We start from the raw sequence: 20,757 nt of genomic DNA on the forward strand, positions 1-20,757 counted from the left end.
ACATGGCACGAATCCTCTACGCCGGAACCCCTGATGTTGCTGTCGCACCGCTAGCGCAGCTCATCAACGACGGCCACGAGATCGCAGCAGTATTGACACGAACTGACGCGCCCATCGGCCGTAAACGGGTCATGACACCGTCTCCGGTAGCGGCCTACGCCGAAGATCACGGGCTGCCCGTCATCAAAGCGGACAAGATCACGGACGAAGCCCATGATGCGATCGCCGCATTAGAGATCGATGTCGCCGCGGTTGTCGCGTACGGCGCGATGATCCCACGACGCACACTCGACCTCCCAGAATTCGGGTGGGTCAACCTTCACTTCTCGCTCCTGCCAGATCTACGCGGGGCCGCTCCCGTTCAGCACGCGCTCATCCGGTGCCACGACATCACAGGCGCCACAGCTTTTGTGCTCGATGAAGGTATGGACACCGGGCCGGTGCTCGGGGTCATGACGGAAGCCGTGCAGCCAAACGACACCGCGGGCGACCTCCTCGAACGCCTCTCCACAGAAGGCGCGGTGCTGTTGAGCCAAGCGATCACCGGCTACGTTTCCGGGGCGGTGGTTCCACAACCGCAAAAGGGAGAGGCGACGCTCGCGCCGAAACTCGAACGCAACGACGGCCGCGTCGACTGGGCAACCTCCGCGGAAGCGGTGCGCGGACGCATCGCTGGCACCACGCCAGAACCCGGCGCCTTCACGCACTTCAATGGGGCCAGCATCAAACTCGAGCGGGTGCGTGTCACAACCCCTGATGAGCTCGATGCCCACGAGAAAAACCTTGCCCCTGGCCAGCTGAGCTTCCGCAGCCGGAAGCCAGCCCGCGTCCTCGTCGGCACCGGGTCTTCACCGGTTGAGCTGATGCGTGTGCAGCCTGCGGGTAAAAAGATGATGGCTGCCGCTGACTGGGCTCGCGGAGCCCTCGGCAACGGGGAAGGACACTTCGAATGAGTCGAGATTCACGCTCGAATGACCGCGCCCCACGCTCCGGCCGAGAGGACGGGAACGATCGCCCACGCCGGGGACATCAGCAGAATCAGGGTAATAGGCAAGGGCACGGTAATAGGCAGGGTAGCGCTAACGGCTCCCGCCGCAACGCTAAAGGCCGTGAACGCAACCGCGGCGGCCGACAGCCCCGCCAGTTCAGCGCCGCAGCTCCATCGCAGCGCAACCGCAGCGCTGACCCCGCACGCAAAGTAGCGTTCGACGTTCTGCAGGCCGTCGCCGTTGACAACGCGTATGCCAACCTAGCGCTACCGCACCACATTCGCCGTGCCCGCCTCGATCAGCGCGATGCCGGTTTCGCAACCGAGCTCACCTATGGTTCGTTACGCGAACTGGCAAGCCTCGATGCGGTGCTCTCTGAATGCTCCGACCGCCCACTCAAAAACATTGACCCACCGGTCTTGGATGTTCTGCGGATCGGTACCTACCAGCTTCTGCATATGCGTGTTCCGCAGCATGCCGCGGTCGATGAAACCGTGGCGCTCGCCCGCGACTGCGTAGGCGCTGGCGCGGGAGGCTTCGTTAACGCGGTTCTGCGCCGGGTCACCGAACGTTCGCGTGAAGAATGGGCTGAAACGCTCGAAGCGGCCATCACCGACCCGATGGCGCGCCTCGCCCTGCGGTACTCCCACCCCGAATGGGTGGTTCGTGCGCTACGGTCCTCGCTCGTTGTGCACGGGCGTTCAGCCGATGAGCTCGAGGCTTTGCTCGAAGCCGATAACGTGGCGCCGGAGGTGCACCTGGCCGCGCTTCCGGGGATCGCAACCGAGCAAGAACTCAAGCGTCTCAAAGCCACCCCATCAACCTGGGTTCCCGAAGCATACTCAGTCAACTCTGGTGGCGATCCGTTGCGCTGGCCAGGTGTTGCCGAAGGCCATATTCGCGTGCAGGACCACGGCTCGCAGCTCGCCGCCCGCGTCCTCGCAGAAGCCGATGTTGCAGGCGCCGATGCCGGCCGTTGGCTTGATATGTCCGCAGGCCCGGGCGGTAAAGCCGCGCTGCTGGCCGTGATTGCCGCTCAACGCGGCGCGCATCTGACCGCGAATGAGGTTCAGGAGCACCGCTCTAACCTTGTGAAGCAAGCGTTGCGGGCAGTTGAAGAGAAAGCCTGGACCTCGGTGACCGGCGACGGCCGGGACATCGGTAAGGCACAGCCGAACCACTACGACCGCATCCTGCTGGATGCCCCATGCTCGGGGCTCGGCGCGCTCCGCCGCCGCCCGGAGAGCCGCTGGCGCAAACAGCCATCCGACATCCCAGCGCTCACCCGCCTACAAGGGGAGCTTCTGAACTCGGCACTCGACGCGTTGCGCCCAGGCGGGGTGCTCGCCTACGTGACGTGTTCACCGCACCCGGCTGAAACGCTCGCGATCCTCGAAGACGCGTTCCACCGTCGCAAAGACATCGAACTGCTCGACACCGGAGCAGTCCTCGACTCCGTAACGCTCACCGGCGAAGGTGACGCGACCCGCCCAGCCGACCCCGTCGTCGGAACCAGCACCGGTTCCACAGCCCAACTTTTCCCGCACTCCCACGGAACCGACGCCATGTTCATGGCACTCATCACGAAGAAGGAACAAGCATGAGCCGCCACACGTGCGCAATCCACCCCTCGATCCTCTCCGCTGACTTCCTCCGGCTAGGGGAGGAGCTACAAGCGATCAAAACCGCAGATGCCGTGCACGTTGATGTCATGGATCAGCATTTTGTGCCGAACCTGACGTTCGGCCCGCCAGTGGTCAAGAGGATTCAGGACGAGTCCCCGTTACCGCTCGATATTCACCTCATGATCGAAGACCCCGACCGTTGGGCCCCTGAATACGCGGACATGGGAGCATACTCGGTGACCTTCCACGCAGAAGCCGCGACCGCCCCGATCCGTTTGGCTCGCGAGTTGCGCGCACGCGGTTCGAAAGCCTCGATGGCTCTGCGTCCAGCAACGGGCCTGGACTCCTACATGGACATGCTCCCTGAACTCGACATGCTGTTGCTCATGACGGTCGAGCCGGGCTTTGGCGGGCAGGCTTTCCTCGACGTTGTTGTCCCGAAGATCCGCGCGGCACGTCAAGCGATTGACGGCTCTGGAGCGCAAGTCGCGCTACAGGTCGATGGCGGCGTGACAACCGAGACGATCCGCATCGCCGCTGAAGCCGGTGCGGACACGTTCGTTGCAGGCTCCAGCGTCTATGGTGCCGAAGACGTAGCGGAAGCGATTCAGAACTTGCGCGACGAAGCCCACGCTGCCATCGGAGGTTGAACTGAACTGCACTGACAACGGCAACCGTTGATGGGGCGGGCAATAGAAACTGACCTCAAGCGGGGGCAGTGAGCAAGTCGGCTCAACATTGTGTCACCGTCGCGCGGGGCCCGTATGGACATGGGTTACAGTTATGTTCACGTGCTCCGGGGTCGGTGAAAGTCCGAACCGGCGGTGATAGTCCGCGACCCGTTGCCTCAGCTTGAGTGAATGCTCTTGAAGGGGGACGGCTGAACTGGTGAAAATCCAGTACCGACAGTAAAAGTCTGGATGGGAGAAGCACGGTTTACGCTGAGACAGTGTTCTTCACGTAGCCGCTGGCTGGTATCACGCAGCCACTGATTGCGGGGAAGTTCAGCCACGTCACCGCGTGCCGAGCAGCCGAATGGACGAGTCCATACGACGAGTCCAAGACGCCGCCGCATCGCAAGTGAACGAAAGCGCTGGGCGAAGAAGCCACTCACGTATTCCTCAACCCGGGGCCGCCGTAGAGCGAGAAAGGGTTAGGAATGGATTTTCTGCGGTGGCTTGTCGAAACCTTCAACGGGACTATTGACCTGCCTGGAGGGCAGGTTTTGGTGGTCCGTGAGGTTGTTGGCAATGTTTTTGGTTTAGCTTCGGCTCTTGGCGGTATGCGCCGTAAAGTGTGGGCCTGGCCTATCGGTATTGCCGGTAACTTGTTGTTGCTCACGGTGTTCTTGGGTTCTTTGGTTGACCCGAACGCGACGATGCCTCACCTGTTGGGTCAGGCGGGCCGTCAGATCATGTTCATCGTGGTGTCCATCTACGGGTGGGTCCGTTGGAACGAAAGCCGCAAGCAGCGTAGCGGTGATGATTCTCAAGCGATCACCCCACGATGGGGTGGCTGGGGTGTTCGGATCGGGATGGTGTTGGTCATGGTCATCGGCACGATCGCTCTGACCCCACTGTTTGCCGCGTTGGGTTCGTATGATCCGGTGTGGGCTGATGCATGGACGTTCATTGGTTCGCTGGTTGCTACTTACGGTATGGCGAAGGGTTGGACTGAGTTCTGGCTCGCGTGGGTTGCCGTGGATATTGTGGGTGTCCCGCTGTTGTTCTCGGCAGGATACTTCGCTTCCGCGTTCATGTATTTGTTCTACGGGGTGTTCACGTTGATCGGGTTCTTCGTGTGGGCTCGTGCCCAGAAGAACGAGAAACCATCGATTGCCCGGATGGAGACACTTGACCCAACCGTGGATTGAGTTGTTCCCACCAATTGAGTCTCAGTGCAGGAACTGAGTCTCGATCTAGGTTGGGTGTGAATGTTCGCTGGCGTCGGGCCGAGGGTAACCTCGGGCCGGCGCCGGTTGCTTTGTGTGGTCTTTGTGTCGTCACGTTCTGCTGATGCTGGGTGGGTTTGATTAGGCTGAGTGGTGTGAAAAGCTTCGAGGAACTCTTTGCTGAACTGCAAACCAAAGCTGTCGAGCGCCCTGAGGGGTCCGGCACTGTCCAAGAGCTGGATGCGGGTATCCATGCGATCGGTAAGAAGATCGTTGAGGAGGCCGCTGAGGTGTGGATGGCCGCTGAATATGAGTCGGATGATGAGGCTGCTGAGGAGATTTCGCAGCTTCTGTATCACGTCCAGGTGATGATGATCGCCAAGGGGTTGTCTCTGCAGGACGTGTATAAGCATCTGTGAGTTGTATGGCGTAGGCGTTGTTGTGGCGTGAGTTTGTGAAGGGTTGAGTTGTTGTGTCGACTTTGCGTGTAGCTGTTCCGAATAAGGGTTCGTTGTCTTCCGCTGTGACGGAGATGTTGTCTGAGGCGGGGTATCGGCAGCGTCGTGATTCGCGTGAGCTGGCGTTGACGGACCCTGAGAACGATGTTGAGTTCTTTTATCTGCGGCCGCGGGATATAGCGGTGTATGTGGGCCGTGGTGTTTTGGATTTGGGGATCACGGGCCGGGATTTGATGATGGACGCGGATGTTGATGATGCGGTTGAGGAGCTGATGCCGTTGGGTATTGGCGCCTCGACGTTCCGTATCGCTGGCCCGCGTGGTGTGTTCTCTGATTTTTCTCAGTTGAACGGTAAGCGGATCGCTACGAGTTACCGGGTTTTGGTTGACCACTATCTTCAAGAGCACGGTATTGACGCGGAGACGGTGCGTCTGGATGGCGCGATTGAGACCTCGATCCGTTTGGGTGTCGCTGACGCGGTGGCCGATGTGGTGGAGACCGGCTCGACGATGCGTGCTGCCGGTTTGGAGCCGTTTGGTCCTGAGCTGATGAAGTCTGAGGCTGTTTTGATTGGCCGGAAGAATCATCACCCGAAGGCCGAAGGCACGCTCGTGCGTCGTTTGCGTGGTGTGATTGTGGCTCGCCAGTACGCGATGCTGGATTATGACATCCCGAAGACGTTGGTTGATGAGGCGATGCGTTTGACCCCTGGCTTGGAGTCCCCAACGATTTCCCCGTTGGCTGACCCTGATTGGGTTGCGGTGCGGGCCATGGTTAACGAGAACCAGGTCAACCGTGTCATGGATGAGCTCTATGACGTGGGGGCGCGCGCGATTTTGGTGACCCCGATTAACGCTTGCCGTTTATAGGAAGGGGCAGGTTGTGTCTGTTGCTGTTCGTGTGATTCCGTGCCTCGATGTGGACGCTGGCCGTGTGGTTAAAGGCGTGAACTTTGAGGGTTTGCGCGATGCGGGGGATCCGGTTGAGCTTGCTGAGCGTTATGGCCGTGTGGGTGCCGATGAATTGACGTTCTTGGATGTCACGGCATCTTCGGATGAGCGTGACACGGTGTATGACATTGTTAGCCGTACCGCTGCTGAGGTTTTCATCCCGTTGACGGTCGGTGGCGGTATCCGTTCGGTCACGGATGTCTCTAAGCTGCTGAACGCGGGCGCGGATAAGGTTTCTGTTGCTACTGCCGCAGTGGAGAACCCGGATCTGATCAACCAGATTAGCGAGGCGTTCGGTTCCCAGGTTTTGACGTTGTCTCTGGATGCTAAGCGTAGCGACAACCCGGATCTAGCTTCCGGTTATGAGGTCATGGTGCGTGGCGGCCGGGTGGGTACTGGTCGGGACGCGCTGGAGTGGGCGGCTGAGGCGCAGAAACGCGGTGTGGGTGAGGTCTTGTTGAACTCGATCGACGCTGATGGGACGCAAGAGGGTTTCGATACGCAGATGCTGCGCGATGTCCGGCGCGTTATTTCGGTTCCGTTGATCGCATCAGGTGGGGCTGGTAAGCCTGAGCATTTCCCGCCGGCGGTGGAGGCGGGGGCCGATGCGGTGCTTGCGGCATCGCTGTTCCACTTTGGGCCTGATCACATGATGGCTGAAGTGAAGGCCGCGATGCGGGCTGCAGGCATCACGGTCCGTTAAGAACCGCGTCCGTTAAGTGCCGCGTCTGTTATGGTCCGCTAAGAGCAGCGTTCAGCGTTTTTCGCTGTTGAAGCCTCGAGTGCCTTCTTGGCCTCGGGGCTTCCTTCGTAGAGCACCAGCGCGTGTTCGGTTCGGCCGAATGCGTGCATGATGAGTTCGCTCACGGACCCGTAGATCGCGACCGAGTCGGTGCCTTTCTTGGCGTGGTAGCGGGTCCCGTCAGGGCGGACGAGGATGATCCCGACCGGTGAGTTCCGGTAGAGCAGTTTGGCGCCGTTCTTGAACCGCTGCCATAGCCGTTCGGTATATGCCGCATCCAGAGATCGTGGTACCCAGCGTTCGCGGGCGCGGCGGATGTCTTCGAGGTGCACAAAGTATTCGAGCAGGTTCGCTGCGGCGTCCACACGTTTGAGGTTGAACGGGGAGAACTTCTGTGGCCCTTGCGCGAATTGTTTGATGAGGCGCGCATACCCTCCGGGGTGTTGGCCTTGGGAAGCGAGGATCTCGAGCTTACGTTCCATGCCTTGCCGTAAACCAGGGGCACCTGTGATGCCGGCGGCCCAAACGGAGTGTTCACGAAGCACCAGGTGTGCCGCTAAATGCCGCGTCTCCCAGCCATCGCACAGCGTAGGGGCGTGCGGACCTGCGGCGAGGAGCGCATCGGCGAGCGCTTGACGGGACACAGAGACAAAGCGAGGCACGCTCACAAACGTAGCACGTTCAGCTGACACGTCACGCTATGACACTGTAAGGAGTGCGCAACGTAGCATGGGAGCGTGTCTGGTTCTTCTGAAACTCCCGCTGAAATCCGTGCCGATCGTGACCGAGCGGCTGTCTCGTCGCCTTCGGTGTTCGATGTTTCCGCGCTGAAATTTAACGCCGATGGCTTGATTCCTGCTGTTGTGCAGGACGTTGATTCGTTGCAGGTTTTGATGCTCGGCTGGATGGATGCCGAGGCTGTGAGGCGTAGCGCTACCACCGGGCGGGCAACCTATTGGTCTCGTTCCCGGCAAGAGTACTGGCGTAAAGGTGACACATCTGGTCACATTCAAGAAGTTGTCGCGATGAACTATGACTGTGACGCGGACACGATACTGCTCACTGTGGCCCAGACGGGGGCCGCATGCCATACCGGTAGCCGCTCGTGTTTTGATGACCGCTCCATCCCGGTAGCCACGCCGTCGCGGCAAGCAAACACGGCCGCCGCCGAAGCGAGCCGAGCATACGAGACTGAAGCAGGGGAGAAGTAATGAGCGCTCCGAGGATCAACCCGAACATCACCCGCGAGGAATTCGTCGCAGCTGCTGCCTCTTCTGATGGCCCACGAGTCATCCCGGTGACAGCGCGGATGCTCGCCGACGGCCTCACGCCCTTAGGCGTGTATCGCCGCCTTGCCGATGAACGCCCCGGCACGTTCCTGCTCGAATCCGCGACCGCCGGGCAGTGGGCCCGCTACTCCTTCATCGGTGCGGCAAGCGCCGCGATGCTCACCGAACACAACGGCCAAGCCGTCTGGGAAGGAAACCCACCCGTGGGTATCCCGTCTGAAGGCAACGTCATGGAGGTTCTGCGGGAATCTCTACAGTTCCTCAACCGCGGCCAGCAAAATCTCGCCCGCCCATCGTTCCCCTTCGTCTCCGGGCTCATGGGCTACATCGGCTGGGACGCAGTCCGCTACTGGGAAACCCTCGGTCAAGGCCCAGCAGATGACATGCATGTGCCGATGCTCGCGCTGCAACTGGTCACCGACATGGCCGTCTATGACCACCTCGACGGATCACTCACCCTGGTCGCCAACGCCTACAACAAGAACGGGCTCGACACCGGAGCCGAAGGCGCATACGAGGAAGCGGTAACACGCCTACAGAACATGGCGCACCAACTCGGTGAACCCTCCACCGGCGAAGCGCCAGTCCCCATGCCATCAGCCGACGTATCGCGCGAAGAAATGTTCGCAACCGTCAAAGAAACCTGGGCAGAACCAGAATTCATGCACGCGATCGAGACCATCAAAGACGCGATCGTGGACGGCGAAGTGTTCCAAGCAGTCGTAGGGCGCCGCTTCGAACTACCAACCCAAGCGAACGCGCTCGACGTCTACCGCATCCTGCGCGCCACCAACCCCAGCCCCTACATGTATGTCGCGACCTACCACAACGCAGATGCCCAACCATTCTCCGTCGTCGGCTCCTCACCAGAAGCGCTCGTGACCGTGAAATCCGGAAACGTCGTGACCCACCCCATCGCAGGCTCCCGCCCCCGCGGAACAACACCAGCCGAAGACGAAAAACTGGCCAAAGAACTACTAGCAGACCCCAAAGAACGCTCCGAACACCTCATGCTCGTAGACCTCTCCCGCAACGACCTCTCCAAAGTCTGCACCCCAGGCACCGTGGACGTCACCCAATTCATGGAGATAGTCCACTACAGCCACATCATGCACATGGAATCCACCGTCACAGGCCAAGCCGAACCCCACACCAACGCCTACGACGTCCTCCGCGCCGTATTCCCCGCCGGAACCCTCTCCGGGGCACCCAAACCACGTGCACTACAACTACTCGACGAACTAGAACCAGTAGGGCGCGGCATTTACGGGGGAGTAGTCGGCTACTTCGACTCCGCCGGAGACATGGACATGGCCATCGCCATCCGCACCGCAGTCCTCAAAGACCGCACCGCCTACGTATCCGCCGGCGCCGGAATCGTCGCCGACTCCCAACCCGAATCAGAAGCCCTCGAAACCGTCAACAAGTCCTTCGCACCGCTACGCGCCGTATGGCTCGCCGACCAACTCAGCGCAACCGAAGACCACGGTGCCGAAGACCACAATGCTGAAGACCACGACGCCGACCAGGCCGAGGAACCAACACCCGGAGACGCCGATGCCTGACACCGAAACCCCACAGAACGGCGAAACCACACTGGGCGGCGAAACCACACCACGCCGCCACCGCTTCGGCCAACGCAAACACATCGTCCTGGCAGGCCTCACCCTCTCCATCGCCGCGCTCATCCTCATAACCCAAACCTGGATCACCATCGGCGCTCCAGACACCGGGGTAGCAGTAGAAAGCCTCAACGTCGCCGGCGGAACCGCAACACCAGCAGCACCCGCGCTCGCCGTGGTGATGCTCGCGGCCACGATCGCGCTCACCATCGCAGGGCCTGTGACGCGCTGGATCATCACCGTAGTCCAAGCTCTCGCCGGTGCTGGGGTTGCCGGGGTGAGTATCTGGGCGGCACTCTCGCCTGAGGATGCGGCATCGGCCAAGGTCGGAGAAACATTCGGCCTCGGGGTGGTCAGCAGTGTTTATGAGGTCACGATCTTTCCGATCATCACAGCGGTTGCGGGCATTCTCATGGTGCTGGTTGCGGTATGGGGCGTTTTTGTGTCGGCACCCGCCGCATCGACATCAAGCAAATATGATCGCGCGAGCTCCAAGACCGGCAGCGCAACCTCAAAGCCGGGCAACCGGCCAGCAGGTCAAAGCGCCGGAGATGATGGAACCCAAGACGATACAGCCGAGGCCATGGATGAGATCGACCAATGGGACGCCCTGACCCAGGGCGAGGATCCGACTGATCCTGACGGCCCACGCTCCGGGCGCGCACGCTTCTACTAGGACACCGCCTGTTAGGTAGCCCGCGGTCTCTTCATCTGAGACGCCCTTCAACCGGTGCGCAGACGCGATCGAAATGACTCGCCGCACGTAGCGATTGAGCGGTCAACGCCTAGAAGTGGCAGAATAGCTATGAGCGTGTGTTCATGCTGACGCTTCACTCGCGCACACCTGGACACATATCCACCCGTGACCTCACGGTCGCGGATGCCCCACAGAGGGCAGAGCATCACTGACCTGAGGTTTCAACTCGAAGGAGATAGGGATATGCCTCTCGATCGCCAGACCATTGCTCATGACCCAATCCATGAGCAGCACCTGGGCCACGGCAACACGGTTGCTTCGTGGGCAATGTTCACCATCATGTTTGTTGGCTTCCTGCTGTCCTGCGTCGCCTTCACCATCCCTAACTGGGTTCTTTTCTGGGCCGGCGGCGTGATCTTCGTTGTCGGTATCATCGCCGGCGTCGTTCTGAAAGCCGCCGGTTTCGGCGTGGGTGGCTCCCGCACCAAGCACGACTAACGTTGTGAGCGCTCAGCCCCGCGAAACATTCGCGGGGCTTCGTTCTATACGGGGTTATACACGGTTCTATACAGGGCATACATAAGGTCCGGTACCGTCCGAACGTAGCGGACAGAAGGGATAGGCAAGGCACATGGCTGAGGCCACTGTTTTGGATCAGATCATTGAAGGTGTTAAGGAAGATCTGGCCGAACGCAAGCAACTCGTGCCGCTTGAAGAGATCAAGCGCCGCGCCGCTGAAGCCCCACCAGCCCGCGATGCGCTGGCCGCCCTCACCCCGAACACGGATTCCGCCTTCGCTGTGATTTCTGAGGTTAAGCGCCGTTCGCCTTCGAAGGGTGCGCTCGCGGACATCCCTGAACCTGCTGACCTCGCCGCCAAATATGAGGCTGGCGGCGCCGCGGCGATCTCGGTTCTGACAGAGCAGCGCCGCTTTGGCGGTTCACTCGCGGATTTCGATGCCGTCCGCGCGCGCGTCAACATCCCGCTTCTGCGCAAAGACTTCACGGTAGACGAATACCAAATCTATGAGGCCCGTGCCCACGGTGCGGATCTGGTTCTGCTCATCGTTGCGGCTTTGAGCGATCAAGAGCTCAGCGACTTCCTTGCGCTCACACACCAGCTGGGCATGAACGCGCTCGTTGAAACACACACCCCGGAAGAGATCGAACGAGCCACAAAGGTTGGCGCGAAGATCGTGGGAGTCAACGTACGTAACCTCAAAACCCTCGAGGTCGACACCGGCCACTATGCTGAACTGGCCAAGCACCTACCTGAGACGGTCGTGACGGTCGCCGAATCAGGTGTCGAGGACATCGAACAGGTCAAGACCTACGCCCACGCTGGCGCCGACGCCGTGCTTGTAGGAGAAGCACTCGTCAAGCACGCCCAACCGCGTCAAACCGTCGCCGAGTTCACTGAGGCAGGCCACACCATCCGGTCCTCAGCCCGCTAGTCACCGGCATCTCCGCTAGCCACCATCATCATCTAGGAACGCAATGACCCACACACCAGACTCCGGCGAACAGAACCCTGCCGATCAGAACCCCGGCGAACAGAGCACCGAAGCGCGCGACACTGATGGGCGCGGTTCTGAAGGCAATAACACCGCGATGGCAGATACTTTCATGTCCGGATCGCTACGTAACGCACCCGGCCCATACTTCGGTGACTACGGTGGCCGGTGGATGCCAGAGTCTTTGGTTCGCGCCCTCGATGAGCTTGCAGAGACGTTCAACGCGGCAAAGCAAGACCCAGAGTTTGTGGCTGAGTTCCAGGACCTGCTAGCCAACTATGCCAACCGCCCGTCACTTCTAACCGAGGCGCCACAGTTCGCTGAGCACGCAGGTGGGGTGCGTGTCTTCCTTAAACGGGAAGACCTCAACCACACCGGCTCCCACAAGATCAACAACGTTCTCGGCCAGGCGCTACTTGCCAAGCGGATGGGGAAGAACCGCCTCATCGCTGAAACCGGTGCGGGCCAACACGGTGTAGCTACGGCGACAGCGGCAGCCCTGTTCGGGATGGAATGCGTCGTCTATATGGGCGAGGAAGACACCGAGCGTCAAGCCCTCAACGTGGCCCGCATGAAACTGCTCGGCGCCACCGTTATACCGGTCGCTGTTGGCTCCCGCACGCTCAAAGACGCGATCAACGAAGCATTGCGTGACTGGGTCGCGAACGTCGAACACACCCACTACCTGCTCGGAACCGCGGCCGGCCCATACCCATTCCCGAGCATGGTGCGCTTCTTCCACGAATGCATCGGTAACGAGACCCGCGAACAGATCATCGAACAAGCAGGGTGTCTCCCGGATGCGATCTGCGCGTGCGTGGGCGGCGGATCTAACGCGATCGGAAGCTTCCACGCTTTCCTCGACGATAAAGACGTCGAACTGCACGGCCTGGAAGCCGGAGGCGACGGCATCGACACGCCACGCCACGCGGCAACCATCACCCTCGGCAGGGCAGGCGTCCTACACGGGGCGAAGACCTACCTCATGCAGGATGAAGACGGCCAAACCATCGAATCCCACTCGGTCTCAGCTGGCCTGGACTATCCAGCGGTAGGCCCAGAACACGCCTACCTCGCCGACATCCACCGAGTCCAGTACACCGCCATCACTGACAGCGAGGCGATGGAAGCGTTCCGCCTGCTGTCGCAAACAGAAGGCATCCTCCCAGCGATCGAATCCAGCCACGCTCTGGCCGGCGCGATCAAAGTGGGCCAGCGCATGGCTGAAGAAGCGAAAGCTAACGGCCAAGACCCAACCGAGCACATCGTCGTCGTGACGTTGTCAGGCCGCGGCGATAAAGACGTGGCAACCGCAGCCCGCTGGTTCGGTCTGCTGGAGGAAAAAGACGAGCAGAACAACGGGGAAGAGGAAGGCAAGCAAGCGTGAGCCAGAGCGCACCACGAATCACATCCGCTGACGCGATCGCGCGGGCACACAAGGAAGGCCGCCCAGCGCTCATCGCCTACCTGCCAGCAGGCTACCCGGACGTGCAATCCACCATCGACGCGGCGATCGCGGCAGCTAAGAACGGTGCCGACATCATCGAGATCGGTTTGCCATACTCGGATCCCGTAATGGACGGGCCAGTCATCCAGGCCGCGACAACACAGTCCCTGGCGAACGGGTTCAAGGTACCGCAGGTTTTCGACATTATCCAGAAAGTCACCGCGGAGGCCGATGCTGCGGTGCTGATCATGACCTACTGGAACCTCGTGTTGCGGATGGGTGTCGATGAGTTCGCCCGCCGCCTGGCAGAAGCCGGCGGAGCGGGCCTGATCACCCCTGACCTGCTCCCGGAAGAGGCAGGCGACTGGATGGAAGCGTCTGAGAAATATGGCCTTGACCGAGTCTTTCTGACTGCGCCATCGAACACTCCGGAACGTGTCAAACAGACCGTGGATTCCTCCCGCGGGTTCGTCTACTGCGTATCCATCATGGGTGTGACAGGTGCCCGCGATAGCGTCTCTGATGCAGCACAGGGTGTTGTGGAAGCGGTTCGTGCGGCAGGTGACCTCCCCGCGTGCGTTGGGCTCGGGGTGTCGCAGCGTTCTCACGTTGAAGAGATCGGCGAATATGCAGACGGGGTGATCGTCGGTACCGCGCTCGTGCGTGAGCTCGGTGAAAACGGTCCCGAAGGCGTAGGCCGGTTGACCGCGGAACTAGCAGGACGAGGCAGGTAGCCCATGATCACACAGACGATCACCACGGCAGTTTCAACCGCTATCCCGGCGTCGCTCCCATCGCCGCCGCAAGAGTTCTCGTCGTTTTCGCTAGGGCCGTTGACCATCCACATGTATGCGATCTGCATCTTGTTGGGGATCATCGCCGCCCTGATCCTCACGCAGCGGCGTTGGGAAGCACGCGGCGGAAATCCCGAGCTCGTGTGGGATGTAGCGATCTGGGCGGTTCCGCTCGGCATCATCGGTGGTCGTCTGTACCACGTGTTCTCTTCCCCTGACCAGTATTTTGGGCCGAATTATGACGGCACCGGGGACCCCATCAAGATCCTGTATATCGCCAACGGTGGCCTCGGGATTTGGGGTGCGGTAGCCCTCGGTGCGGTTGGTGTGTGGATCGCTACGCGCCGCGCCGGTGTCAGGTTCTCTACCTTCGCTGACGCTGTCGCGCCAGGGGTTCTGCTGGCTCAAGCAATTGGCCGCTGGGGTAACTACTTCAACCAGGAGCTGTTCGGTAGCCCGACTGACCTGCCGTGGGGTCTCAAGATTGATGCTGACTCACCGACCTTCCCGGCTGGTATGCCAGCGGACACGCTGTTTCACCCGACGTTCCTGTATGAATCCATCTGGAACATCGTCGGTGTTGCGATCCTCTTGCTGCTTGACCGTTTGTTCCGTATGCGCCGCGGTGCGCTCTTGTGGCTCTACATTGTGATCTATACGGCAGGCCGCACATGGATCGAAGCATTGCGGATCGACGAAGCTCAGATGATCACGATCGCCGGTGTCACGCAGCGGCTCAACGTGTGGGTATCGATCCTCGTGTTCCTGGGCGCGCTCGTCGCGTTCGTCATCGCCTACCAGCGAGGCAAGAACGCACCTGAGCTCGATGTGGCTCTGCCAGGCCGCGAACCAAGCGCAGCGGCGGCCGCTGGTGCCGATAAGCCTGCTGAGGAAGAACGCGACGCCGCGGACAAGTCTGCTGAGACGGATAGACCTGCCGAGGCTGAGAAGCCTGGCGACGCGGAGGAGAAAGCTGCCGAGGTTGAGAAGCTAGAGGAGGCCGAGAAGCCTGCTGAGACCGAAGAAACCGCGGATGAAGAGAAATCCGCTCAGGTCGCTCAGGTCGCCGATGAGGAGAAGTCCTCTGAAGCCGATAAGCCCGAGCGCACGGAGACGACCGAGACCGCAGATGGTACGGACGATCGTGACGATACAGACGATGGCGACGATGCCGACCGTGCCGAGGCGTCAGAAGTAGCGTCTGAACCTGAGCAGACTGAAGCATCAGATAAGGCTGAGGCCCTGGAAACGGCGACCGATACGGAACAGGCCGGTGCAGCCGAAGCTGCGGACACCGCGGAAGAAACTGACGTCGTGGAAGAAGAGCCTGAACCTGCAGAACCTGAAGCGGAAGAGCCTGAACCGGAAGAGCCAGCGGAGACGGAAACCGTAGCTGAACCGGACAAACCGGCGGAGACCGCCGAGTCTGCCGAGACGGAACCTGCTGAGACCGAACCGGACGAGACCGAGCCTGCTGACGCGGAGCTCGCCAGCGAAACTGCGGATACCGCGGATACAGCCGAATCGGATGCTGACACTGCACCTGTTGTTGAAGCAAAGACAGCAGACACTGCTGAGTCCGAGGCTGACAAGGCAGGCACTGTTGAAGCCGGCGCCGCGGACACCGGCGCTGAGGACCCCGAGACCAACGGAGCCTCCGATACCGACACAGCCGACTCCGACACCGGTACGGCTGGTACTGACGCCGACAACGCCAGTACCGACACGGAAGCGGATACTGACGCAACAGCTGATGACACCGGTGACGATAGCGTCGGCGATAAGAAAGACGAGAACTGAATCAAAAGGCCAACTGCAGTCCCGTGCCCGCCCCTTGAGCGGGCGCGGGGCTGTAGGCTTATAAACAGGCGAAACCTCAGCGCATGCGGGATGAGACGAACGCATGAATGAACATGTCTGGGGCGCCGCGAAATACATCACGATGGGGCGTTGAAAAATGATTGTTGACAAGAGTACAGCCAGCAAGAAGAACAAGCGCCAGGTGCGGAGAGCCAAGATTGTCGTGACGTTCGGTCCGGCGCTCAACACTAAGAAGATGGCTCGCAAGGCGCTCAAGGCCGGTATGAACGTGGCCCGCCTGAACATGAGCCACGGGGATCATGCGACCCACCAGAATAATCTCGATAATCTGCGTGAGGTATCCCGAGAGCTCAATAAGCCGCTCGGTGTGTTCGCTGACCTGCAGGGCCCTAAAATCCGCCTTGCACGTTTCGCGGATGGCCCGCATGAGCTTGCCGAAGGCGATACTTTCACGATCACTACCCGCGATGTCCCCGGTTCGAAGGCCGAGTGTGGCACGACGTTCGCTGGGCTTATCGAGAACGTCGATGTCGGTGACATTTTGTTAGTCAATGACGGCAAGGTGCGTCTGCGGGCGGTCGAAGTCACGGCTACCGATGTTGTGACCGAGGTTGAGGTCGGCGGTGAGGTTTCTGATAACAAGGGCATCAACCTCCCCGGGGTTGCTGTGAATGTACCGGCGCTTTCGCAGAAGGACGAAGAGGACCTGCGGTGGGCTCTGCGTGCCGGTGTGGACATGATCGCTTTGTCTTTTGTGCGTAACGCTTCCGATATCGATCCTGTGCACCGGATTATGCAGGAGGAAGGCCGGAAGGTTCCGGTCATCGCCAAGCTGGAGAAGCCGCAGGCTGTCGATAACATCGAGGAAATCATCGACGCGTTCGATGCGATCATGGTGGCTCGCGGCGATCTCGGGGTGGAGTTGCCGCTTGAGGATGTTCCTGTGGTTCAGAAGCACGCGGTCGAGCTGGCGCGCCGTTGGGCTAAGCCTGTGATTGTGGCAACGCAGGTTTTGGAGTCGATGATGGATTCGCCTACACCTACGCGCGCTGAAGCCTCTGACTGTGCGAACGCGGTTTTGGATGGTGCCGATGCGGTGATGCTTTCGGGGGAAACCTCGGTTGGTAAGTATCCGATCGAAACGATCGAGACCATGGCGCGGATCATCAAGTCGACCGAGGCTCACGGTTTGCAACGGATCCCGCCTCTCGCGGCGCGCCCCCGGACGCGTGGTGGCGCGGTGACAAGGGCGGCGGTTGAGGTTGCTGAAGAGGTCAATGCGTCTTATCTTGTGGCGTTCACGCAGACCGGTGACTCGGCGCGCCGTTTGGCGCGTATGCGTTCGGAGATCCCTGCTCTGGGATTCACTTCGAGTGAGCAGACGTTCCGCTACATGAATTTGTTCTGGGGTATCACCCCGGTTTTGGCGGGGTTTGTGGATCATTCGGACAAGATGTCTCAGCAGGCCGAGGAGCACTTGCTGGGTAGCAACCTCGCTGAAGAGGATGAGCTCGCGGTGATCGTATCGGGTTCCCCTCCAGGTAAGGCTGGATCCACGAACTCGTTGCGTGTGCATCGTCTGGGCGACATCACGCATAGCGGTAAGGATGGCGAGCGGAACGAGGAACGCCATGAGGAGATCAAGCCGTGGCGTACGCGTGAGCAGGCCGCCGAGGACCTGGTTGTGCGGATGAATGAAGGCCAAGACGCACGTCTGCCGGCCATTGACTTCTGATGGCTGCTATGGCTGTAGATGCTATAGATACCGGATCAGAGCTCGTACTCGCTGAACGTGCGGGGGCCTTGGGTGTTGTGACACTCAACCGCCGGGCCTCGGTGAATGCGTTGAACCTTGAGATGGTTCAGGCTATGCATCAGGCGCTGGATGTTTTTGCGGCAGACGATGCGGTGCGTGCCGTGCTGGTTCGTGGCGCGGGTGAGCGGGGTTTGTGCGCGGGCGGTGACGTGCGCGTGATCTATCGAGGCACCATCGAAGAGCCGGCGGTTGCGATGGAGTTCTTCGCGGCGGAGTATCGCTTGGATCACGCGATCGCGTGTTTCCCGAAACCCTATATTCCGTTCATGGATGGCCTGGTTTTGGGTGGGGGAGTCGGGATCTCGGTTCCTGGTTCGCACCGGATTGTGTGCGAATCGACCCGGTTGGGGATGCCGGAGACCGGTATCGGTTTCAGCCCGGATGTGGGTGGCGCGTATTTCTTGGCGCGTTCTCCTGGGGCGGTGGGCCGCTTCTTGTCTTTGACTGGGCTGCAGGTCTGCGGTGCCGATGCGGTGTATGCGGGGCTTGCTGATGCGTTTGTTCCGGCTTCGCAGCAAGGTGCCTTGCGTGCGGAGCTTGAACAGGCCACATGCGCCGGTGATGTGGACGATGCGGTGGCGCGCTACTCGCTTTCCGCTCCGGACACGGACCTTCGGCAGCGCAGCGCAGGTGAAGGCACAGTAAGGGACACCGCAGAGGGCGCCGGTGCGGGACGTTTGGAGGCGGCCCGCGGCTGGATCGACGAGGCTTTCTCGCACGAAACTGTCGAGGACATCCTTGAGGCCTTGCAGGCGCGTGTTGAAGGCGCTGGTGAAGCTGCTGGGCAAGGCACGCTTGAGCGGGAAGCGTTGGATGCGATGCGCCGGAACAGCCCAACGGGCATGAAGACGGCACTGGAAGCGATCGAGCGTGCGCGCCAACTGAGCCTGGCGGATACGTATCGGCAAGACTATCGGTTGTGCGGGAACGCAGTCTTGGGCAACCGCCGCGGCGGCGCGCACGCGACTGAGGTAGAAACGCGCGAGCTAGTACGGCCTGGCCACGATATGCGTGAAGGGATCCGCGCTCAGATTATCGATAAGGACCGCAACCCACAGTGGAACCCAGCAACGCTGGAGGGTGTTACCGCCGAGCTCGTCGAGAGTTTCTTCGCCGCGGTACCAGGCTTCCCGGACCTTGAATTCCCCAAGTAGAAGCTAAAACGCGTAGAAGCTAAAACGAAAACCAAACGCGGGGCGCAACCTTTGTTGCGCCCCACGTTGTATGTGTGCCCGAGGCGGGACTCGAACCCGCACGATTTTCATCGCTGCATTTTGAGTGCAGTGCGTCTACCAATTCCGCCACTCGGGCTGGTGTCTATGTGAGTACCGGGTCGAGTGTCCGTTCGAGGGATCTCTGACTCGTTTACTCGTGGTTTTCTCACCAGCGGGTTCTACTGTATACGCACTCGTGTGGAAAATGCACATCCAACCCGCACCGCTATGCGGGCGTGACTATTCACACAGTGCTTATTCCGCCTCGGGGTCACGCTTTCGGGCTTAAAGGTCTAGCATTGTCACGGGAGCGAAGTGAACTCTAAGTAAACAGATGTTCACGCCCGGTTTATGTGAGTGTTTTGAAGAGGAAGGCCCCGCATGGATCCGTTCTTACTCGTTGTCATTGTCATCGCTTTGGCGTTGTTCTTTGACTTCACGAACGGCTTTCACGACACCGCTAACGCGATGGCCACCCCGGTTGCGACGGGGGCGATCAAGCCGAAAGCTGCTGTGACGTTGGCCGCCATCTTGAACCTTGTTGGTGCGTTCCTGTCCACCGAGGTCGCGATGACGGTTTCTAAGGGGATCATCAACGAATCTTCCTCGGACGGTGGGATCCTCATCACTCCGTCGGTGATCTTGGCCGGCCTGATGGGCGCGATCGTGTGGAACCTCTTGACGTGGCTACTCGGCTTGCCGTCGTCTAGCTCTCACGCATTGTTCGGTGGTCTCATCGGTGCCGCCATCGTGGGTGCGGGCCTCTCAGCGGTGAATTACGGAACGCTTTTTGAAAAGGTCCTGATCCCTGCGGTCGCTGCCCCACTCATCGCAGGTGTTTCAGCGTTCTTCGCCACGCGCTTGGCGTACCGCATCACGCGTCGGAACAGTAAACACATCTCCCCGAATCGCGGCGGTTTCAAGATCGGTCAGATCTTCTCTTCCTCTCTTGTCGCGTTGGCTCACGGCACGAATGACGCTCAGAAGACGATGGGTATCATCACTCTGGTTCTGGTGTCCGCTAACATGCAGGAAGCCGGCACAGGCCCTCACCTGTGGGTTATCGCTAGCTGTGCTTTCGCGATCGCGTTAGGCACCTACACGGGCGGCTGGCGCATCATGCGTACGCTGGGAACGGGCTTGACTGAGGTCAAGCCGCCGCAGGGTTTCGCTGCCGAGGTTTCCACGGGTGCCGCGATCCTGGCGTCGTCACACTTAGGTTTCGCGTTGTCGACCACGCAGGTCGCGTCCGGTTCCGTGGTGGGTTCCGGTTTGGGCCGTAAAGGGGCAGGTGTCCGCTGGCGTACCGCTGGCAAGATCGCGACCGGTTGGCTCTTCACACTGCCTGCCGCTGCCATCATCGGTGGTCTGGCTGCGGCGTTGACTCACCTGGGTTCGGTAGGTGTGTGGATCGTTCTGATCACGGGCCTGGCCGCGATGCTCACGATTTTCTTGATTTCTCTACGTAACTCGGTTACTCACGAGAACGCTATGCGTGGCGTCGAGGTTTCCTCCGCCGCGGTTCACATTCCAACCAAGAAGGAACGCCGTAGCGCTGCCCGTGCATTGCGCCGTGAGGCTCGCGAGGCGCACGAGCACGCTAAGGCCGCCGCCGCGAAGGCTAAGTCTGAGGCGCGGAAGGCTCGCCGTGCAGCTCGTGCCGCAACGCATGCCCACCGGGTTGCACGGAAGGCGGCGGCAGCCGAGTTGCGTGAGGTGCGTCGTGCGCAAGACCGTGAGGAATCAGCGCGGCTTAGCTTCATCGCGGCAGTCGATAGCCAAGCCGCAGCGGAAGAGTCCGATGTGGCGGCCCGTGAAGCCGAACGCGCCGCTAAGGAAGCCAGTAAGGGCCACGATGTTGCTGAAGCGAAGCAAGGTAAGTAGCGGAG

General features: G+C 60.5%; 19 protein-coding genes, 1 tRNA gene and 1 riboswitch. Of the genes, 18 read left to right on the plus strand and 2 right to left on the minus strand.

What is annotated here, in order from left to right:
• Positions 1-2 precede the first annotated feature (2 nt).
• The 7 genes from fmt (at position 3) to hisF (ending at position 6,616) form a co-directional block, all read left to right on the plus strand.
• Positions 3-953 carry a methionyl-tRNA formyltransferase gene (gene fmt / locus HMPREF3160_RS00530; RefSeq protein WP_070506419.1) on the plus strand — a complete coding sequence of 317 codons (951 nt, stop codon included), beginning with the start codon at positions 3-5 and terminating at the stop codon, positions 951-953.
• On the plus strand, positions 950-2,593 hold the full coding sequence (locus HMPREF3160_RS00535; RefSeq protein WP_070506422.1) for an RsmB/NOP family class I SAM-dependent RNA methyltransferase: 1,644 nt from the start codon (positions 950-952) through the stop codon (positions 2,591-2,593). Before fmt ends, HMPREF3160_RS00535 begins: the two co-directional genes overlap by 4 nt.
• Positions 2,590-3,264, plus strand: coding sequence for a ribulose-phosphate 3-epimerase (gene rpe / locus HMPREF3160_RS00540; RefSeq protein WP_070490888.1), 675 nt, complete (start codon positions 2,590-2,592; stop codon positions 3,262-3,264). The genes HMPREF3160_RS00535 and rpe overlap by 4 nt, the downstream gene beginning before the upstream one ends.
• Positions 3,265-3,402: 138 nt before the next feature.
• Positions 3,403-3,550: riboswitch (FMN riboswitch) on the plus strand.
• Between the two features lie 223 nt (positions 3,551-3,773).
• Positions 3,774-4,487: a nicotinamide riboside transporter PnuC gene (gene pnuC, locus HMPREF3160_RS00545; protein ID WP_141739758.1), complete on the plus strand. Its 714-nt coding sequence runs from the start codon at positions 3,774-3,776 to the stop codon at positions 4,485-4,487.
• Between the two features lie 173 nt (positions 4,488-4,660).
• Positions 4,661-4,924 (plus strand): phosphoribosyl-ATP diphosphatase, encoded by a 264-nt coding sequence (locus HMPREF3160_RS00550; RefSeq protein WP_035757616.1) that lies wholly within the window; start codon positions 4,661-4,663, stop codon positions 4,922-4,924.
• Between the two features lie 62 nt (positions 4,925-4,986).
• Entirely contained in the window at positions 4,987-5,832 is an 846-nt protein-coding gene (gene hisG, locus HMPREF3160_RS00555; protein ID WP_218078876.1) for an ATP phosphoribosyltransferase, read from the plus strand.
• A gap of 13 nt (positions 5,833-5,845) precedes the next feature.
• A complete protein-coding gene (gene hisF, locus HMPREF3160_RS00560) occupies positions 5,846-6,616 on the plus strand; it encodes an imidazole glycerol phosphate synthase subunit HisF (protein ID WP_070506424.1) in 771 nt (256 codons plus the stop codon).
• Positions 6,617-6,654: 38 nt separating this feature from the next.
• Here the strand turns inward: hisF and HMPREF3160_RS00565 are convergent, their stop codons facing one another.
• Positions 6,655-7,347: a TIGR03085 family metal-binding protein gene (locus HMPREF3160_RS00565; protein WP_256173707.1), complete on the minus strand. Its 693-nt coding sequence runs from the start codon at positions 7,345-7,347 to the stop codon at positions 6,655-6,657.
• A gap of 45 nt (positions 7,348-7,392) precedes the next feature.
• Between HMPREF3160_RS00565 and hisI the strand changes: the two genes are divergently transcribed.
• From hisI to HMPREF3160_RS00615, 10 genes are all read left to right on the plus strand, one after another.
• Positions 7,393-7,866, plus strand: coding sequence for a phosphoribosyl-AMP cyclohydrolase (gene hisI, locus HMPREF3160_RS00570; RefSeq protein WP_070506427.1), 474 nt, complete (start codon positions 7,393-7,395; stop codon positions 7,864-7,866).
• Positions 7,866-9,509 (plus strand): anthranilate synthase component I, encoded by a 1,644-nt coding sequence (trpE, locus tag HMPREF3160_RS00575; RefSeq protein ID WP_070506430.1) that lies wholly within the window; start codon positions 7,866-7,868, stop codon positions 9,507-9,509. The genes hisI and trpE overlap by 1 nt, the downstream gene beginning before the upstream one ends.
• Positions 9,502-10,242, plus strand: a complete 741-nt coding sequence (locus HMPREF3160_RS00580) for a Trp biosynthesis-associated membrane protein (RefSeq protein ID WP_052048697.1) — start codon at positions 9,502-9,504, stop codon at positions 10,240-10,242. Before trpE ends, HMPREF3160_RS00580 begins: the two co-directional genes overlap by 8 nt.
• Positions 10,243-10,506: 264 nt before the next feature.
• A complete protein-coding gene (locus HMPREF3160_RS00585) occupies positions 10,507-10,761 on the plus strand; it encodes an HGxxPAAW family protein (protein WP_035757622.1) in 255 nt (84 codons plus the stop codon).
• Between the two features lie 133 nt (positions 10,762-10,894).
• Positions 10,895-11,716: an indole-3-glycerol phosphate synthase TrpC gene (trpC, locus tag HMPREF3160_RS00590; protein ID WP_070490882.1), complete on the plus strand. Its 822-nt coding sequence runs from the start codon at positions 10,895-10,897 to the stop codon at positions 11,714-11,716.
• A 157-nt stretch (positions 11,717-11,873) separates the two neighbouring features.
• Entirely contained in the window at positions 11,874-13,163 is a 1,290-nt protein-coding gene (trpB, locus tag HMPREF3160_RS00595; protein ID WP_070506464.1) for a tryptophan synthase subunit beta, read from the plus strand.
• Positions 13,160-13,957, plus strand: coding sequence for a tryptophan synthase subunit alpha (trpA, locus tag HMPREF3160_RS00600; protein ID WP_035757632.1), 798 nt, complete (start codon positions 13,160-13,162; stop codon positions 13,955-13,957). The genes trpB and trpA overlap by 4 nt, the downstream gene beginning before the upstream one ends.
• A gap of 3 nt (positions 13,958-13,960) precedes the next feature.
• Positions 13,961-15,817 carry a prolipoprotein diacylglyceryl transferase gene (gene lgt, locus HMPREF3160_RS10275; protein ID WP_070506432.1) on the plus strand — a complete coding sequence of 619 codons (1,857 nt, stop codon included), beginning with the start codon at positions 13,961-13,963 and terminating at the stop codon, positions 15,815-15,817.
• 202 nt (positions 15,818-16,019) lie between these two features.
• Positions 16,020-17,573, plus strand: a complete 1,554-nt coding sequence (pyk, locus tag HMPREF3160_RS00610) for a pyruvate kinase (RefSeq protein ID WP_070490970.1) — start codon at positions 16,020-16,022, stop codon at positions 17,571-17,573.
• An 8-nt stretch (positions 17,574-17,581) separates the two neighbouring features.
• The gene (locus tag HMPREF3160_RS00615) at positions 17,582-18,808 is read left to right on the plus strand and encodes an enoyl-CoA hydratase/isomerase family protein (RefSeq protein WP_070506467.1); all 1,227 of its coding nucleotides are present in this window, start codon (positions 17,582-17,584) and stop codon (positions 18,806-18,808) included.
• A gap of 75 nt (positions 18,809-18,883) precedes the next feature.
• Here HMPREF3160_RS00615 and HMPREF3160_RS00620 read toward each other — a convergent pair.
• Positions 18,884-18,965, minus strand: a tRNA-Leu gene (locus tag HMPREF3160_RS00620).
• A gap of 284 nt (positions 18,966-19,249) precedes the next feature.
• On the opposite strand from HMPREF3160_RS00620, the gene HMPREF3160_RS00625 reads away from it, so the two are divergent.
• Positions 19,250-20,752: an inorganic phosphate transporter gene (locus tag HMPREF3160_RS00625; protein ID WP_083285206.1), complete on the plus strand. Its 1,503-nt coding sequence runs from the start codon at positions 19,250-19,252 to the stop codon at positions 20,750-20,752.
• The last annotated feature ends 5 nt before the right edge of the window (positions 20,753-20,757 follow it).

Origin of the sequence: Arthrobacter sp. HMSC06H05 (assembly GCF_001807395.1) — a bacterium.
GTDB classification, from domain to species: Bacteria; Actinomycetota; Actinomycetes; order Actinomycetales; family Micrococcaceae; genus Pseudoglutamicibacter; species Pseudoglutamicibacter albus.

Excerpts from the sequence above, each read along its gene's own strand:
- fmt (WP_070506419.1), top strand. The coding sequence starts at position 3 with ATGGCACGAATCCTCTACGCCGGAACCCCTGATGTTGCTGTCGCACCG.
- HMPREF3160_RS00535 (WP_070506422.1), top strand. The coding sequence starts at position 950 with ATGAGTCGAGATTCACGCTCGAATGACCGCGCCCCACGCTCCGGCCGA.
- rpe (WP_070490888.1), top strand. The coding sequence starts at position 2,590 with ATGAGCCGCCACACGTGCGCAATCCACCCCTCGATCCTCTCCGCTGAC.
- pnuC (WP_141739758.1), top strand. The coding sequence starts at position 3,774 with ATGGATTTTCTGCGGTGGCTTGTCGAAACCTTCAACGGGACTATTGAC.
- trpE (WP_070506430.1), top strand. The coding sequence starts at position 7,866 with ATGAGCGCTCCGAGGATCAACCCGAACATCACCCGCGAGGAATTCGTC.
- HMPREF3160_RS00580 (WP_052048697.1), top strand. The coding sequence starts at position 9,502 with ATGCCTGACACCGAAACCCCACAGAACGGCGAAACCACACTGGGCGGC.
- HMPREF3160_RS00585 (WP_035757622.1), top strand. The coding sequence starts at position 10,507 with ATGCCTCTCGATCGCCAGACCATTGCTCATGACCCAATCCATGAGCAG.
- trpC (WP_070490882.1), top strand. The coding sequence starts at position 10,895 with ATGGCTGAGGCCACTGTTTTGGATCAGATCATTGAAGGTGTTAAGGAA.
- trpB (WP_070506464.1), top strand. The coding sequence starts at position 11,874 with ATGGCAGATACTTTCATGTCCGGATCGCTACGTAACGCACCCGGCCCA.
- lgt (WP_070506432.1), top strand. The coding sequence starts at position 13,961 with ATGATCACACAGACGATCACCACGGCAGTTTCAACCGCTATCCCGGCG.
- HMPREF3160_RS00615 (WP_070506467.1), top strand. The coding sequence starts at position 17,582 with ATGGCTGTAGATGCTATAGATACCGGATCAGAGCTCGTACTCGCTGAA.
- HMPREF3160_RS00625 (WP_083285206.1), top strand. The coding sequence starts at position 19,250 with ATGGATCCGTTCTTACTCGTTGTCATTGTCATCGCTTTGGCGTTGTTC.